This is a genomic window from Marinobacterium sp. MBR-111 (assembly GCF_040547585.1).
Classification (GTDB): Bacteria; Pseudomonadota; Gammaproteobacteria; order Pseudomonadales; family Balneatricaceae; genus Marinobacterium; species Marinobacterium iners.
The window spans coordinates 36,363-51,512 of the sequence record NZ_JBEPQA010000010.1 but is presented as its reverse complement, the minus strand read 5'-3'; the positions used below and the strand labels follow the sequence as shown (position 1 = coordinate 51,512).

Sequence of the window (15,150 nt, the reverse complement as noted above, 5' to 3'; positions counted from 1 at the left end):
GTTCCTCAATCAGCCAGCAGCTCAACACGGATGCGGATGATCTCGCCGAGGATATCCGGCAACGCTTCGATCTCGCGAATCGCCTCATTCATCATCCGTTCTTCCACCCGCTGGGTCAGCATGATCACCGGCACTTGAGCTTCGGTGGTCTGTTTCTGGATGATCGCTTCGATATTGATCCCCTTCTCACCCAGAATACGGGTTACATGGGCCAACACGCCCGGGCGCTCCACGGCCTGCAGACGCAGGTAGTAGGCGCTGGTGGTTTCTTCCACCGGAAGAATGGGCGCATCGGACAGCTCGGAGGGCTGGAACGCCAGGTGTGGCACGCGGTTGTCACGGTCAGCGGTCAGGGTACGCACAACATCGACGATATCGGCTACAACCGCAGATGCGGTCGCTTCCGCGCCAGCACCCGGACCATAGTAAAGGGTCTGGCCAACTGCATCGCCGTCCACCAGAATCGCGTTCATGACACCGTTCACATTGGCCAGCAGCACATCACGCGGAATCAGCGTCGGGTGGACACGCAGTTCTATGCCCTTGTCGGTGCGACGGGTAATACCCAAATGCTTGACACGATAGCCAAGCTCTTCGGCGTATTGCACATCCTGAGGGGTGATTTTGCTGATGCCTTCGGTAAAGGCCTTGTTGAACTGCAACGGCACACCAAACGCCAGTGATGACAGAATCGTGAGCTTGTGCGCTGCATCGATCCCTTCGACATCGAAGGTAGGATCGGCTTCAGCATAACCCAGCGCCTGTGCTTCCTGCAGCACGTCAGCAAAGGCCCGACCCTTTTCACGCATCTCAGTCATGATGTAGTTGCCGGTGCCGTTAATGATGCCCGCCAGCCAGTTGATCTGGTTAGCGGCCAGCCCTTCACGAATCGCCTTGATGATCGGAATACCGCCGGCAACGGATGCTTCGAACGCCACCATCACGTTCTGTTCCTGCGCGGCTTCAAATATCTCGTTACCGTGCACCGCAATCAGTGCCTTGTTGGCTGTCACGACATGTTTGCCGTTCTCGATGGCGGTCATCACCAGCTCGCGTGCCGTTTCATAGCCACCGATCAATTCAACCACGATGTCGATCTCGGGGTTGGTGGCCACTTCAAACACATCAGTAGTCAGCTGCATGCCAGAGGTGTCACAGGCTGGATTCTCGCTGCGTGTACCGATCTGCTCAATGATGATTTTCCGACCGGCACGCCGGGAAATCTCCTCGGCATTTCGAGTCAATACATTGAATGTACCGCCACCAACGGTACCCAGACCACAGATCCCTACTTTTACAGGTTTCAAGCCAACACCTCACAGATTGTTCGGTCAGATCAGACAGCCGCCAGCTGGCGGTTAAAAAATGGGCTCCATTATAGCGAAAAGGCGGGCCATGCACTATGCACGCCCGCCTCGGTATTCCCGGTTTGACCCAATCAGTTCAGTCCCAGCATCTGCTGCAGACGTGCGGCAGGCACATAGCCGGGCAGCAGTGAGCCATCTTCCAGTACCAGAGCAGGAGTGCCCGTGACACCAACTTTCTGGCCCAGTTCATACTGTGCCTGCACCGGATTGTCGCACTCCTGCTGGCTGATTGAATCACCGGCCTTGACTTCATCCATGCGCTCACGACGCTCCTGTTCGTTGCCACACCAGATCGATTCCATTCGGGAGAAAGTCTTGGACTGGGGACCGCCACGCGGGAAGGCAAGATAGTTCACCTGCACCCCCATGCGATTCAGTGCCGGCACCTCGTCATGGAGCTTGCGGCAGTAAGGGCAATCTACATCCGTGAATACGTTGACAGTCGCCTTGATCTCACCTGCCGGCCTGTAGACCACCATATCGGCCTCTTCAACGCCCTGCATTGCAAGTTGACGGGCTTCGTTACGTTTCTGTTCAGTCAGATTGACCAGCCCCTGCTCTGTATCCACCCGATACAGCTGCCCTGCCAAAAGGTGCGTGCCCTCACTATCGGCGTACAGGGTTTCACCGCTGCTCAGCACCACCTCATACAGCCCGGCCATGGGTGCTGGCTCCACGCTTTGCACCTTAAGCCGACTGTCCACACTGTTGAGCTGCTGACGGATTTTTTCGGCAGCTTCATCAGCTGCCCAGACCGAGCCCGTGAGTACCAGCATCAGGGCGGAAGTCAGTGTTGTTGATCGCATGTAAACCTCTATTTTCAGGTGAACCGTTTCAGGTAGAACACGAATTCGTTAATTGGTTCCTATCCACGTGGATGATGCGCCTGGTGCAGCTGCTGCAGGCGATGGCTGGCCACATGGGTATAGATTTGGGTTGTGGACAGATCACTATGGCCCAGCAACATCTGTACAACGCGCAAATCTGCGCCATGATTGAGCAGGTGGGTGGCAAAGGCATGGCGCAGCACATGTGGTGAAAGCGGTTTGTCGATCCCGCTTTCGATGGCATAGCGGCGCACCCGGTACCAGAAGGTTTGTCGGGTCATGGCCTGACCGCGACGACTGACAAACAGGGTTTCTTCCCGCGGGTTGTCGGTCAACAGCGGCCGAGCCTGGTCCAGATAACGCCCCACCCAGTGAAGCGCTTCATCACCGACCGGTACCAGCCGCTCCTTGTCACCCTTGCCAACCACTCGAATAACGCCAAGCCGACTGTTGATCTGCTCCAGCTGCAGTGATATCAACTCGGTCACACGCAGGCCGGTCGCATACAGCAGTTCCAGCATGGTTCGATCCCTGAGGCCCAGCGGCTCACTCACATCCGGAGCAGCCAGTAGAGATTCCACATCCTGTTCGGTCAGGGTTTTGGGCAGTGGCCGCCCCATACGCGGATTGTCCAGATTCAGTGTCGGATCCTCGACAATGCGCGCCTCGCGCAACTGGTAACGGTAGAACCCACGTAAACAGGAAAGCAGGCGAGAGGTTGAACTGCTGCGCAGCTGCTGTTGCAGGCGCCAGTTCAGATACTGCTGCAAACTGTTTCGACCCGCCTGCAGCAGGTGCTCACCACGGCGGCTCAACCAGTGCGCATACTGGCGCAGATCGCGCCGATATGAGGCGATCGAGTTATCACTCAACCCCTTTTCCAGCCACAGACTGTCGAGCCACAGATCAATCTGTTGTTCATCCTCTGCGGCAACGGTTACTGCGGTACAACGACGATCTGCACTCAACGCCAGACCTCAGCCTGCTGAATACGGTCGTTATCCAGAGGGTACTCGGCGACACCCTGCTTCAATCTCTGTATGACTCTGACACCCTGCCCGTCAGCATGTACCAGCTGACCTTCCACATCGTTGCCGAAGTAGGTGAAAATGCGTACAGGAGAGCCCAGATAGGCTGGCAGTTCTGCCAATGGCGTTGGCTGATATCGTTTTATCACCGGCCTCGCCCGGACCCGTTGTCCTGGAGCTGAATCAGACTCTACTGCCTGTAGGGCCTCTACGCTACCCGATAATTCCGCTTCAGCCTCCGCGACGGCTGCGTCTTCTTCAGGCTCAGCACCAGACTCCATGCGACCGGGGTTACCGGCCATAGCCAGCCCCGTCATTAATTCAGGCCAGTTGATGCCGTCAAGCGCCAGCGGCTTACCATTGATGCTGAACTGCAGATTGAGTGACTGCAACACCGTCATCGGATCCTGCATCATCAGTTCGGCAGCACCAACACCACCCACCGGACGCAGACTTAAAGCCATGTCAGCGTCTGGCTGCTGCAGGTCAAAATAGGCCGTCAACAGGCTGTCGGGCAGTTCAACCCCACTGGCATTCAGCCATTGAACGAAAAGCTGCCGGTGCTGCTGCCGATACTCGTCAGGTTTTATACCCGACTCAGCAGCGCAAAAACGATCACGCCGCTGATTATAGCCTTGATCCGCATAGCTGAACGAGAGTGTTTCAAGGCGCGCATTGCCGCTGGCCATCATCGGATTCTGCAACTGGCTTGGATCAGCACTAATGGCCATTTCCATGCGCGTTTCAGCCAGGTCTTGTATATCCACGAACAGGTCAAGATGCACCTTGCGCGCCTGGTTGTCGCCTCGATAGTCCAGGTTGATATCCATCAGCATTTCGCTGAATCCCATCCGTTTCATGGTATTGATATCAAACTGACGTACATTGCCACACCCCAATGCATTAGGGCTGACATAGAGCGGATTGGATTCAAGCATCAGGTCGGACTGCTGCTGAGCCATACGGAACAGCTCCGAGTCCAGCCCCTGTCTCATCCGCTTCAAACTGACGTTAAGCTGTTCGGGCGGAGCATCACCACCAAAGAGAAAGAAAAGAGGGTTACCTGCACGGATACGCACTGCATCGATACTGACAGGTGCATGCATCTGACGGGGCGATATCACCAGATTATTGACGCCAACAGTGCCATCCGGGTGAGCATAGACGGACCCATAGCTAACTTCAGCAAAAGGTGCCATCTGCTGCGACAATTCATCGGCTTTGCTTTTGACCTGATACCAATAGAAGCCATACGAGGCCGCTGCGATCAGTATCAGAACCACCACTCCCGTTCCCAGCTTGCGCATGGCGACACTCCTGCACCCATTCAGTTTCCGTTCAGAGAAGAATTCTAGGACCTGACCATACAAATGGCGAGCATCCAGATCAACAAAAAAGGCAGCCACAATGGCTGCCTTTTTCTGGATCGTTGGGTGAGGCGTACCTCAGCCCAGTTTTTCCTTGATGCGTGCAGACTTGCCGCTACGCTCACGCAAGTAGTACAGCTTGGCCTGACGTACGTCACCGCGACGCTTCACTTCGATCTGTTCAACAGTCGGGCTGAAGGTCTGGAAAGTACGCTCAACGCCCACACCGTGGGAGATCTTGCGCACGGTGAAAGCGGAGTTCAGGCCGCGGTTACGCTTGCCCAGCACTACACCTTCAAACGCCTGCAGACGGCTACGAGTGCCTTCTACTACGCGTACCTGTACCACTACGGTATCACCCGGTGCAAATGCCGGGATCTCTTTGCTCATCTGTTCAGCTTCAATCTGCTGAATAATCAGGCTCTTGTTGCTCATCGCTCGCTCCTAAGTATTTCTACCGCTGGCCTCCTGGGCCTCGCGGACATATTCGCTTAACAACGTCTGCTGCTCGGGGTTCAGATCAATCTTTTGCAGCAGGTCCGGACGCCGTTCCCAGGTCCTTCCCAGCTGCTGCTTCAGTCGCCAGCGCCGAATCTCGGCATGGTTGCCGCTGAGCAACACTGCGGGCACCTGCTGCCCCGCCAGTTCTTCGGGCCGGGTGTAGTGGGGACAGTCAAGCAGACCCTCAAAGAAGGAATCCTCGGTTGCAGAGTCCTGATGACCGAGTACACCCGGTATCATTCTTGCCACTGCATCCACCATCACCATGGCCGGCAGCTCGCCGCCACTGAGGACAAAGTCGCCCAGTGACCACTCTTCGTCAATTTCGCTCTGCAACAGACGCTCATCAATGCCTTCATAGCGTCCGGCCACCAGAATCAACTTTTCCGCTGCTGCCAGCTCACACACACCCGCCTGATCAAGGCGGCGCCCCTGGGGTGACAGATAGATCACCCGAGCGCCCTCACCGGCGGTTTCTTTTGCAGCCAGAATCGCATCACGCAACGGCTGCACTTTCATCAGCATGCCAGGGCCACCGCCATACGGGCGATCATCCACTGTGCGATGCCGATCATGGGTGAAGTCGCGGGGATTCCAGCACTCCACCTGCAGCAGGCCGTTACGAACCGCCCGTCCGGTGATGCCATAGCGGGTAACCGCCTCGAACATCTCCGGGAACAGGCTGACGATCCCGAACCACATCACTCAGAAATCCGGATCCCAATCGACCCGCATCAATCCTGAATCAAGATCAACCTCTTTCACCACCTGATCAGGCAGCCAGGGAATCAAGCGCTGTTCGCGATCAATACTCTCGGCCGTACCCTTCACCACCAGCACGTCATTCGCACCGGTTTCCATCAGGTGACTCACCCGTCCCAGCAATACGCCGGATTCGGTGTAAACCAACAGGTTTTCCAGCTGGCTCCAGTAATACTCACCGGCCTCCAGATCAGGCAACTCAGTCTGGGGCACCATAATCTCGCGCCCGTGCCAGAGCTTTGCCTCTTCCGGAGTATTCACACCGGCCAATTTGGCGATCAGGCCTTTCCCATGGCGTTTGCCAGCTTCCAGCCTGACAGGCACTTTCTGCCCGCCTGACTCAACCAGCCATGAGTTGTAGTTCAGTATGTTTTCCATGGGCTCGGTATAGGAATGAATCTTGATCCAGCCCTTGATCCCATAAGGTGCAGTGAAGCGTCCCAGTACAACCAGGCCTTCCTGTTTTTCACTATTTACTGACACGGCCCGAATCCGACCTTACTCTGCTGCCTTGCGTGCTTCTTTGAGCAGCTGAGCAACACGCTCAGAAGCCTGAGCACCCTTGCCAACCCAGTACTCAACACGTTCCAGGTTAACGCGCAGACGCTCTTCCTGACCACGTGCAACCGGGTTGAAGAAACCGACCCGCTCGATAAAGCGGCCATCACGCGCATTGCGCGAATCGGCTACAGTGATGTGATAAAACGGACGCTTTTTAGCGCCACCACGAGACAAACGAATAGTGACCATGCGCTGGACCCCTTTATTTCGCTGGATGGGTTTTAGGATCGCCCATCATTCTTGTTTCTTCGCTTCCCCGGCCAAACTGCCCAGATAAACGAAGGCCAAACTAAACAGGGCGGTGATTTTACGTGAAACCACCGCCCGTTGAAAGCAAAAAGATCAGTTTTTAATCAGCTCAGAAGCGCGGAAAGCCGCCGCCTCCGCCCATGCCTGGGGGCATCATGCCTTTCATGCCACGTGCCAGCTTGGCCATCCCAGACTTGGAACCGAATTTTTTCATCATTTTCGCCATCTGCTTGTGCTGTTTAAGCAGACGGTTCACATCCTGAACCTGTGTGCCTGAACCCTGGGCGATACGACGCTTGCGTGACCCCGACACAATATCAGGATGACGACGCTCATGCGGTGTCATGGAGTTAATGATAGAAACCATCTGCAACACACCCTTTTCGGCCTGTGCAGCCTGCGCCGCCTGTGCCATCTGGCCCATGCCCGGCAGCTTTTCCAGCATCGACATCATGCCGCCCATGCTCTGCATCTGCTGGATCTGCTCCTTGAAGTCCTCAAGATCAAAGCCCTTGCCCTTGGTGATCTTCTTGGCAAATTTTTCGGCCTTTTCCTTGTCGATCTTGTGCTCGGCTTCCTCGATCAGCGACAGTACGTCACCCATGCCGAGAATGCGTGAGGCAACACGATCCGGGTGAAACGGCTCAAGCGCATCGGTCTTTTCGCCAATCCCCAGGAACTTGATCGGCTTGCCGGTGACATGACGCACAGACAGAGCGGCACCACCACGGGCATCACCATCGGTTTTGGTGAGAATCACACCGGTCAGCGGCAACACTTCATTGAAAGAACGCGCTGTATTGGCCGCGTCCTGACCTGTCATCGAGTCCACGACAAACAGAGTTTCGACCGGATTAACGGCGGCATGCAGACGCTTGATCTCCTGCATCATGTCTTCATCGACATGGAGACGACCCGCAGTATCGAGAATCAGAACATCGAACGCCTTGACGCGAGCGTGCTGAATCGCCTGCTCAGCAATAAAGATCGGATCCTGGTCAGCACTGGAGGGGAAGAACTCGACACCCACTTCACCGGCCAGTGTTTCCAGCTGACGAATCGCAGCCGGACGGTATACGTCTGCAGACACCACCAGCACTTTCTTTTTCTTGCGTTCCTTGAGAAAGCGCGCCAACTTGGCCACCGAGGTGGTTTTACCCGCACCTTGCAGACCCGCCATCATCAGCACAGCTGGAGGCGTTGCCGCAAGATCCAGTTCCGCGTTGGCTTCACCCATGACGCGGACCAGTTCCTCATTAACGATCTTGACGAAGACCTGCCCAGGACTCAGGCTCTTGCTGACTTCCTGACCTACAGCGCGTTCCTTCACGCTGTTGATGAAATCTTTCACCACAGGCAGGGCGACATCCGCCTCGAGCAATGCCATGCGCACTTCACGCAACGTGCCCTTGATGTTGTCTTCAGTCAGCTTTGCCTGACCGGTTACACTGCGCAGTGTCTGTGTAAGCCGTTCTGTCAGATTATCAAACATCGCATACCTCTATCTGCCGGCGACCGCACTCCCGGCAGCCACCTTTTTAAAACGCTTTGGCGACATATTATACAGGACCCCCCGCCCAGGCGGCACCTTATATTTCCTCCTCTGCGCATTTGTGCCACACTTGGCGGTCTTTAGGGAGGATATGGATGCTGATCACCACGACACTCGTTGCTGTACTCTGCTATGCGATTGCCACGGTACTGCAGTGTCGTCGGCTGTCGTCCACGGCCCATGAACAGCTCCGCACCCCCATTCGCATCCTGGGCCTTGCCGGTTTTCTGCTGCAAGGCTATGCCGTGTATCTGGAGTTGCACCACCCGAATGGCATCGACCTCAGTTTCTTCCCGGTCGGCTCTCTCATCGCCTGGGTCGTGGCAGGACTGGTACTTATCAGCAGCCTCAGACACCGGCTCGATAACCTGTTCGTAGGTGTGTTTCCTCTGGCCGCCATCACGGCACTGCTGACAGCAGTCACACCCGAAGCCAACATACACAAACCTTACGCCGGCGGTTTGCTGGCGCACATCCTGCTGTCACTGCTGGCCTATAGCCTTTTCACCATCGCTACCGTACAGGCCCTGATGCTGTCGCGTCAGGAACGCGCCCTGAAGCAACACCATACCCGCGGATTGGTTGCTTCGCTGCCACCGCTGCAAATCATGGAGCGCTTACTGTTTGAGAGCCTCTGGGCCGGTTTCCTGCTACTGACCGCCGCCCTGATCAGCGGCTTCCTGTTTGTTGACAACCTGTTTGCCCAGCACTTGGTCCACAAGACGCTGTTTTCGCTGATCGCCTGGAGTGTATATGCCCTTCTGCTGGCGGGGCGACACTTCTTGGGCTGGCGCAGCCAAACTGCTGTACGCTGGACGTTGGGTGGCTTCGTATTGCTGATGTTGGGCTTTTTTGGCTCCAAACTGGTATTGGAGATGCTACTCAAGATGTAGCCCGCTCGCTTGACAGCCCCTGTGGCTGACCAGAAAATGAACGCCCAAATCCGCAAACAAAGGTTCCTGTCCCTTGGACGACGCGTCGATAAGCACACTTACCGCCATCCTGGTTCTGCTGATCTTCTGTTCAGCATTTTTCTCCAGCTCCGAGACCGGGATGATGTCCCTCAACCGCTACCGACTGCGCCATTTGGTCAAGAGCGGTCATCGCGGAGCACGCAGGGCCAATAGTCTGCTGGAACGACCGGACCGGCTGATTGGCCTGATTCTGATCGGCAACAACTTCGTCAACATTCTCGCTTCCGCCATTGCCACCGTGATTGCCGTCCGCCTCTGGGGGGACGCCGGCATTGCCATCGCCACCGCTGGACTGACGCTGGTGATACTCATTTTCGCTGAAGTATCACCCAAAACCATGGCCGCTCTGCACCCGGAAAGAATCGCTTTTCCCGCCTCCTATATTCTGAAGCCGCTGCTGAAGCTGGCTTACCCGCTGGTTTGGGTCATTAACGGGATTACCAATGGTTTCCTGCGTCTATTTGGCGTCAACGTCAATGATGCCGGCAACGAACACCTGAGTACCGAGGAGCTGCGGACCATCGTGCACGAAGCCGGTTCCCTGCTGCCCCACCGCAACCAGTCAATGCTGCTGGGCGTGCTGGAGCTGAACGAAGTGACCGTCAACGACATCATGATTCCGCGCAACGAAGTGGAAGGAATCGACCTGGATCTGGAGATGGATCAGATTCTGGAGCTGTTGTCCAAAACCGGGCACACGCGTCTTCCGGTTTATCGCGGCGACATCAACAACATTGTCGGCATCCTGCACATGCGCAATCTCGCCCAGCTTATTCAGCAGGGCAATCTGACCAAGCCGGCCATCATGCAGGTTGTGCATGAAGCCTACTTTGTTCCAGAAAGCACACCCCTCCAGACTCAGTTGCTCAACTTCCAGCGCCACAGCCGCCGCATCGGTGTCGTGGTGGACGAATACGGGGATGTTGAAGGGATCGTGACACTGGAAGATATTCTGGAAGAGATCGTGGGAGAGATGTCCAATGACCATGATGACCTGAACCAGGAGATACACCCACAGGAAGACGGCAGCTTTTTTATCGATGGCAGCGCCTACATCCGTGAAGTCAACAAGGCTCTACACTGGAGCCTGCCGACTGACGGCCCCAAGACACTGAATGGCTTGATCACGGAAATTCTGGAGTCGATTCCGGACGCCAACGTCTGCCTGGAGGTATCTGGCTATCGAATGGAAACCCTGCAGATCTGTGACAACTTGGTCAAAACCGTGCGCATTACCAAGACAGCCAAGGCCCTGGAAAGCTTCTAAACTCTGGCGAGATCACAGCATCTCACCCTGTTCCCGCTGCCGAATCAGCGCCCAGACCGCCCGCTTCTCGTCATTATTCATGCTCCCCCAGCGGCTGATCTCCTCGCCGCTGCGGTGGCAGGCAATGCAAATATCACCCTCACCCAGTGCGCACACACTGACACAGGGGCTCGGCACCGGTTTTTCATCGGCATATTTATTCATGCTCGGTCTCGCGGTGTTCGGGGCGGGGCCGCATCGGAATGTCGGCATCAAAACCCACATTAAGCAGCTCCGCCAGAATATAGGCTGTCAGACCCCATATCACCTCACCCTGCCAGTGCCAGGCGGGTACGTAGCGCACCTTGCCGGCAAAATCGATCTGATCAAGGCGTCGGTTGGCCGGGTCAAGCAGGTAGCTGAGTGGTACCCGATGGATGCTGTCAATCTCGCCGGGATTGGGTTCCAGCGGCAGACGCGATGGAATCACTCCCACCCAAGGGGTCACCTGCAACAGGTGTTTTGAGACAACTTGCCCCAGTGAGCCGATCACTTCAACCTGTCCCGGCGGCAGGGCAATTTCTTCTTCAGCCTCGCGCAGCGCGGTTGCCAGCAAATCAGGGTCTTCAGGATCTCGCTTGCCACCAGGAAACGCCATCTCTCCACTGTGAGTAGAAAGGTAGGGCGAACGCAGGGTTACAATCACTTCCGGGTCGGCGCTATCCGTGAGCGCCAGCAGCACTCCGGCTTCACGCCCAACCGTACGCAGCCGCCAGGGGCGATGTCGTTGCAAGCGATGACGCAGTTGGTGAAGCGGGTCAGACATGAAACGATCCATTTGTGGACGGGATCACTATAATACCCTGCACGACAGGCATCAGCGACCCTGCTTGCACCCCGCCATTGCGGGACGTTACCCTGCCAACTCTGAACCGGAACAGGCACCGCCAATGAACTTCTGCAGCCACTGCGGCGAACGCGTTAGCTTGAGAGTACCCGAAGGCGACAACCGACCAAGACACGTATGCGAAAGCTGCGGTCGTATTCATTACCAGAACCCGCGCATCATCGCCGGCTGCCTGCCGGTGTACGGCGACCAGGTGCTGCTGTGTCGCCGCGCCATCGAGCCACGCTATGGCTACTGGACGCTGCCGGCCGGGTTTATGGAAAACGGCGAGTCCACCGAGCAGGCCGCCCTGCGGGAAACGCTGGAAGAGGCCCAGGCCAGGGTGCAGCTTAAGCAGCTTTACACGCTGACATCCATTATCCATGTCAATCAGGTGCAGCTGATTTATCTGGCAGAACTGGAGCGCCCCGAATTCGGCATCAGTAACGAGACGCTGGAAAGCCGCCTGTTCAGTGAAGATGAAATCCCCTGGGACCAGCTGGCTTTTACCACCATTCGGAACGCCCTGCGCTTTTACTTTGCGGACCGGCGCGAGAACCATTTCCCGTTGCGCCATATTGAGATGGAGCCCGGTACCGACAGCCTGCTGCTCAAACCCTGATTATCCTGCCGCCGAAAGGCCGACCATCTCGATCTCCTGCAGGAATCGAGTGTAGTCGGGGCTGTCCTGGCGGCTGTAGTTCAGGTTGCGGAACAGACCACTGAGGCGGACAAAGTGCTCACGCACCTGCTCCTTTTCCTCCAGCTTCAGCGGGTGGTCCAGACAGCGCACCAGTAATCCGAACAACTCCTGCTGACGACTGAGCGAGGTGGAAGCATCGACGTCGTCGAAGGCATCCTGTTGCAGATACACCTGATCCAGACACTGAGCCTTCTGGAAAGTCAGATAATCGTCCAGGGTTACCCCTTCCTCACCGGTTACCTGCATCATCTGTTGAACCTGTTCGCCGTCACGGATCAGCTCAATCATGCGCTTGACCTGCCCGACCCAGCCGTCGGACAGCTCGCGCGTAAACCAGTCTTCCAACTGATCCAGATAGCGTGACCAGGAGATCAGCGGATCCACCGCCGGATAGGCACGCTTGTAAGCGCGCTCGGCACTGAGGCCGAGGAAGGTTTTCACCGTACGCAGGGTGGACTGGGTCACCGGCTCTTCAAAGTTACCGCCTGCGGGCGATACGGTGCCTATCAGCGTCAGGCTACCGGTACTGCCGTCGTTGGTCTGCACCATACCCGCCCTTTCGTAAAGTGCTCTCACGGCCGAGTCAAGATAGGCAGGAAAAGCCTCTTCACCGGGAATCTCTTCAAGGCGGCCTGACGTTTCACGCATAGCCTGTGCCCAGCGCGACGTTGAGTCCGCAATGACCAGTACGTTATAGCCCATCTGACGGTAGTATTCGCTGATGGTAATACCGGTATAGATCGATGCTTCGCGGGCAGCCACCGGCATTGATGAGGTGTTGCAGATAATAACGGTACGGTCCATCAGCGTACCGCCACGCGGGTCGGGCAGGTTGGGAAATTCGGTAATGGTTTCCACCACCTCACCGGCGCGCTCGCCGCAGGCCACGATCACCACGATATCGACGTTGGAGTAGCGCGAAATCAGTCCCTGCAATACCGTCTTGCCGGCACCGAAGGGGCCGGGGATGCAGGCAGTACCACCCAGCGCCACCGGAAAAAAGGTGTCGATCAGGCGAATGCTGGTCAGCATGGGCTGTTGTGGAAACAGCCGCTGGTTGTAGCCTTCGCGCAACAGATCACGGTTAACCGGTACACGCACCGGCCAGCGCTGTTGCATGCTGACTTCACGCTCCTGACCATTAGCCAGCCGCAGCCGAACCACCGGGGTTGCAACACTGAAGCTGCCCTCCTGCACCCAGCTGACTTCTGCTTCGCCGCGCAAATTGAACGGCACCATAATCTTGTGGCTGAACTTGCCTTCAGGCACACGTCCCAGCAGATCACCGGCTTTGACCCGGGTACCCACTTTAACCACTGGCTGGAACGACCATTTCTGATTCTGATCGATACCGTCAACGGCCAAGCCACGCGGCAGAAAAAAGCCGTGCTGGCCGGCGATCAGTTCCAGCGGATTCTGCAAGCCATCATAAACTTGCCCCAGCAGGCCCGGCCCCAGCGCTACGGACAGCATCTGTCCGGTTTGCTCAACCGCATCACCGATGGCCACACCACGCGTGGTCTCAAACACCTGCACATCAGCCTCGCCATGGCGTACTCGAAGCACTTCGGCCTGCAGCTTTTCCGTACGGCCAGCCTCACTCCGCTGCGGACAGATCAGTACCACTTCATTTTTGGTCAGAGGGTAAAACTCTCCCTCTGCATCACGCAGCATGCGGATACTGACAATATCATCATGCACGCCGGTTACACGTGCGGTCACGGTATTCGCTGAACTCATTATCCTGCCTCTGTCACTGAGTGGAGAGTCTCATCCTGTTTGAATCCTGCCAACGCGCTGGTTACCAGCCGGCTGAACTGCTCCTGCGCCTGCTCACCCTGCCAGCGCAGCCGGTATTCGGCAATCGACCAGCGCAGGCGGTAGGCGGCCACCGCGGTAAAACTGAAGGGGTTACACTGCTCAAGCTCACGCAGCTGCTGCCAGAACCAGACCAGCAACTGCTGCTCCAGCTCAGCACTTTGACCCTTTTTAAGCATACTCTGGGCTTCAACCAACCATGGAAAACGCCCGCCAAGGGAAAAGTCGGACTCCTGCCAGTGGCGCCGTATCAGCCACACCAAATCACCGAAGCCCTGAAACCCATTACCCTCCGACTGCCCCGCCAGCCGATAGCGCTGAGCGGCAATCAGGGTACGCCAGATTAGGTGCTGCTCCAGCAACTGCTTCAGCGTGTGGTCCTGAATCTGTGACAGTTCCTGCTGCCAGTGCTGGACTTCATCCCGGTCCGACAACTCTTCATCACCATCACGCTCACGCTGAAACAGGCGCAGCGCCAGTGCCAGCTGCCGCTGATCCGCTGCCTCGAGCATGCCCAGCCGCTTTTCCAACTGCAGAATCGAGATCGGCAGCTCCTTGAGCTGATCCATGCGTGCCGGCAAGGCCGGCAGTGCAGGAATGAGCGTGTAGTAGGAAGACGAGGACACTAGCGGATCACCCCTTCCAGTATCGCTCTGAAGCGTGGCTGCAGGTGACGCAGCAGCAATTCTGCCAGCGCACGGTCGCTCAGGTCTATCTCGGTAGCCTCGCCATTGGTCCGAATCCTGATCCCCTTGCCATCATGGGTATCCAGTACTATCCCCTCGCGCAGCAACACGCTGAGCTGCTCCTGCACATACTGGCTCAGCTGGCTGGCCCTGTAGGCCTGAGGATGACGCCGCAGCTCTTCCAGACCGATAAAATCAGCCGGCAACAGCAGGTCCATCTTCTCCATACTGGCCAGATCAGCATCACCACAGGCCTGCAGTACCACTTCACGGATCAGTTCGCGCATGAACGCATGGCTGTCCAGTTGCTCACTGATCAGCAGCTTCACCCGGTCGGCAAAGGTGCGTGACAGCATTTCACGCACCTGCAGATTCATGTCGCGAGCGGCCATTTTCAATGCATCTTCGCCGGCACGCTTCATGCGCTCAGCCTCGTCATGCGCCTTGCGCCTGAGCTCATCCGCTTCCTGACGCGCCTGCTGCAACAGCCAGTCAGCGCGATGCTCGGCCTCTTCTATCAGCTCGGCTGCACGCTGCTGGCCCTGCTCGACGCCTTGCTCACGCAGGCGCTCGATTAGTTCTTCAACGCCGGATGCTGCATGGCCCTTAACCTGCTCGGTCAT

The 15,150-nt window shown here is 56.8% G+C and carries 17 protein-coding genes; 3 read left to right on the top strand and 14 right to left on the bottom strand.

The window, feature by feature from the left end; all coding sequences use genetic code 11:
* Positions 1 to 5 precede the first annotated feature (5 nt).
* The 9 genes from ABIE61_RS09110 to ffh form a co-directional block, all read right to left on the bottom strand.
* The gene (locus ABIE61_RS09110; protein ID WP_206838716.1) at positions 6 to 1,307 is read right to left on the bottom strand and encodes a homoserine dehydrogenase; all 1,302 of its coding nucleotides are present in this window, start codon (positions 1,305 to 1,307) and stop codon (positions 6 to 8) included.
* Positions 1,308 to 1,438: 131 nt separating this feature from the next.
* Positions 1,439 to 2,173, bottom strand: coding sequence for a DsbC family protein (locus ABIE61_RS09105; protein ID WP_206838715.1), 735 nt, complete (start codon positions 2,171 to 2,173; stop codon positions 1,439 to 1,441).
* A gap of 59 nt (positions 2,174 to 2,232) precedes the next feature.
* Positions 2,233 to 3,162 (bottom strand): site-specific tyrosine recombinase XerD, encoded by a 930-nt coding sequence (gene xerD / locus ABIE61_RS09100; protein ID WP_206838714.1) that lies wholly within the window; start codon positions 3,160 to 3,162, stop codon positions 2,233 to 2,235.
* On the bottom strand, positions 3,159 to 4,529 hold the full coding sequence (locus ABIE61_RS09095; RefSeq protein ID WP_354408714.1) for an aq_1923 C-terminal domain: 1,371 nt from the start codon (positions 4,527 to 4,529) through the stop codon (positions 3,159 to 3,161). Before ABIE61_RS09095 ends, xerD begins: the two co-directional genes overlap by 4 nt.
* Before the next feature lie 138 nt (positions 4,530 to 4,667).
* Positions 4,668 to 5,024, bottom strand: coding sequence for a 50S ribosomal protein L19 (gene rplS, locus ABIE61_RS09090; RefSeq protein ID WP_091822721.1), 357 nt, complete (start codon positions 5,022 to 5,024; stop codon positions 4,668 to 4,670).
* A 9-nt stretch (positions 5,025 to 5,033) separates the two neighbouring features.
* Positions 5,034 to 5,792, bottom strand: a complete 759-nt coding sequence (gene trmD / locus ABIE61_RS09085; RefSeq protein ID WP_091822724.1) for a tRNA (guanosine(37)-N1)-methyltransferase TrmD — start codon at positions 5,790 to 5,792, stop codon at positions 5,034 to 5,036.
* Between the two features lie 3 nt (positions 5,793 to 5,795).
* On the bottom strand, positions 5,796 to 6,335 hold the full coding sequence (gene rimM / locus ABIE61_RS09080; protein WP_091822727.1) for a ribosome maturation factor RimM: 540 nt from the start codon (positions 6,333 to 6,335) through the stop codon (positions 5,796 to 5,798).
* Positions 6,336 to 6,350: 15 nt separating this feature from the next.
* Positions 6,351 to 6,602, bottom strand: a complete 252-nt coding sequence (rpsP, locus tag ABIE61_RS09075; RefSeq protein ID WP_091822730.1) for a 30S ribosomal protein S16 — start codon at positions 6,600 to 6,602, stop codon at positions 6,351 to 6,353.
* A 169-nt stretch (positions 6,603 to 6,771) separates the two neighbouring features.
* Positions 6,772 to 8,154, bottom strand: coding sequence for a signal recognition particle protein (gene ffh / locus ABIE61_RS09070; RefSeq protein WP_091822733.1), 1,383 nt, complete (start codon positions 8,152 to 8,154; stop codon positions 6,772 to 6,774).
* Between the two features lie 155 nt (positions 8,155 to 8,309).
* On the opposite strand from ffh, the gene ABIE61_RS09065 reads away from it, so the two are divergent.
* Together ABIE61_RS09065 and ABIE61_RS09060 are read left to right on the top strand one after the other, a co-directional pair.
* Complete coding sequence (locus ABIE61_RS09065; protein WP_091822736.1) at positions 8,310 to 9,107, top strand: cytochrome C assembly family protein; 798 nt, start codon at positions 8,310 to 8,312, stop codon at positions 9,105 to 9,107.
* A 73-nt stretch (positions 9,108 to 9,180) separates the two neighbouring features.
* The gene (locus tag ABIE61_RS09060; RefSeq protein WP_091822739.1) at positions 9,181 to 10,455 is read left to right on the top strand and encodes an HlyC/CorC family transporter; all 1,275 of its coding nucleotides are present in this window, start codon (positions 9,181 to 9,183) and stop codon (positions 10,453 to 10,455) included.
* 12 nt (positions 10,456 to 10,467) lie between these two features.
* On the opposite strand, the gene ABIE61_RS09055 is transcribed toward ABIE61_RS09060, so the two are convergent.
* The gene (locus tag ABIE61_RS09055) at positions 10,468 to 10,659 is read right to left on the bottom strand and encodes a DUF1289 domain-containing protein (RefSeq protein WP_091822743.1); all 192 of its coding nucleotides are present in this window, start codon (positions 10,657 to 10,659) and stop codon (positions 10,468 to 10,470) included.
* Entirely contained in the window at positions 10,652 to 11,260 is a 609-nt protein-coding gene (locus ABIE61_RS09050) for a CoA pyrophosphatase (RefSeq protein ID WP_354408711.1), read from the bottom strand. Before ABIE61_RS09050 ends, ABIE61_RS09055 begins: the two co-directional genes overlap by 8 nt.
* Positions 11,261 to 11,384: 124 nt before the next feature.
* Between ABIE61_RS09050 and ABIE61_RS09045 the strand changes: the two genes are divergently transcribed.
* A complete protein-coding gene (locus tag ABIE61_RS09045; protein WP_206841842.1) occupies positions 11,385 to 11,942 on the top strand; it encodes an NUDIX hydrolase in 558 nt (185 codons plus the stop codon).
* On the opposite strand, the gene ABIE61_RS09040 is transcribed toward ABIE61_RS09045, so the two are convergent.
* From ABIE61_RS09040 to ABIE61_RS09030, 3 genes are read right to left on the bottom strand one after another with little or no spacing between them, the layout of a single operon-like run.
* Positions 11,943 to 13,763, bottom strand: coding sequence for a V-type ATP synthase subunit A (locus tag ABIE61_RS09040; protein ID WP_206838710.1), 1,821 nt, complete (start codon positions 13,761 to 13,763; stop codon positions 11,943 to 11,945). It abuts the gene before it with no gap.
* A complete protein-coding gene (locus ABIE61_RS09035; RefSeq protein WP_354408710.1) occupies positions 13,763 to 14,467 on the bottom strand; it encodes a hypothetical protein in 705 nt (234 codons plus the stop codon). The genes ABIE61_RS09040 and ABIE61_RS09035 overlap by 1 nt, the downstream gene beginning before the upstream one ends.
* Positions 14,467 to 15,150: an ATPase gene (locus tag ABIE61_RS09030; RefSeq protein ID WP_354408708.1), complete on the bottom strand. Its 684-nt coding sequence runs from the start codon at positions 15,148 to 15,150 to the stop codon at positions 14,467 to 14,469. Before ABIE61_RS09030 ends, ABIE61_RS09035 begins: the two co-directional genes overlap by 1 nt.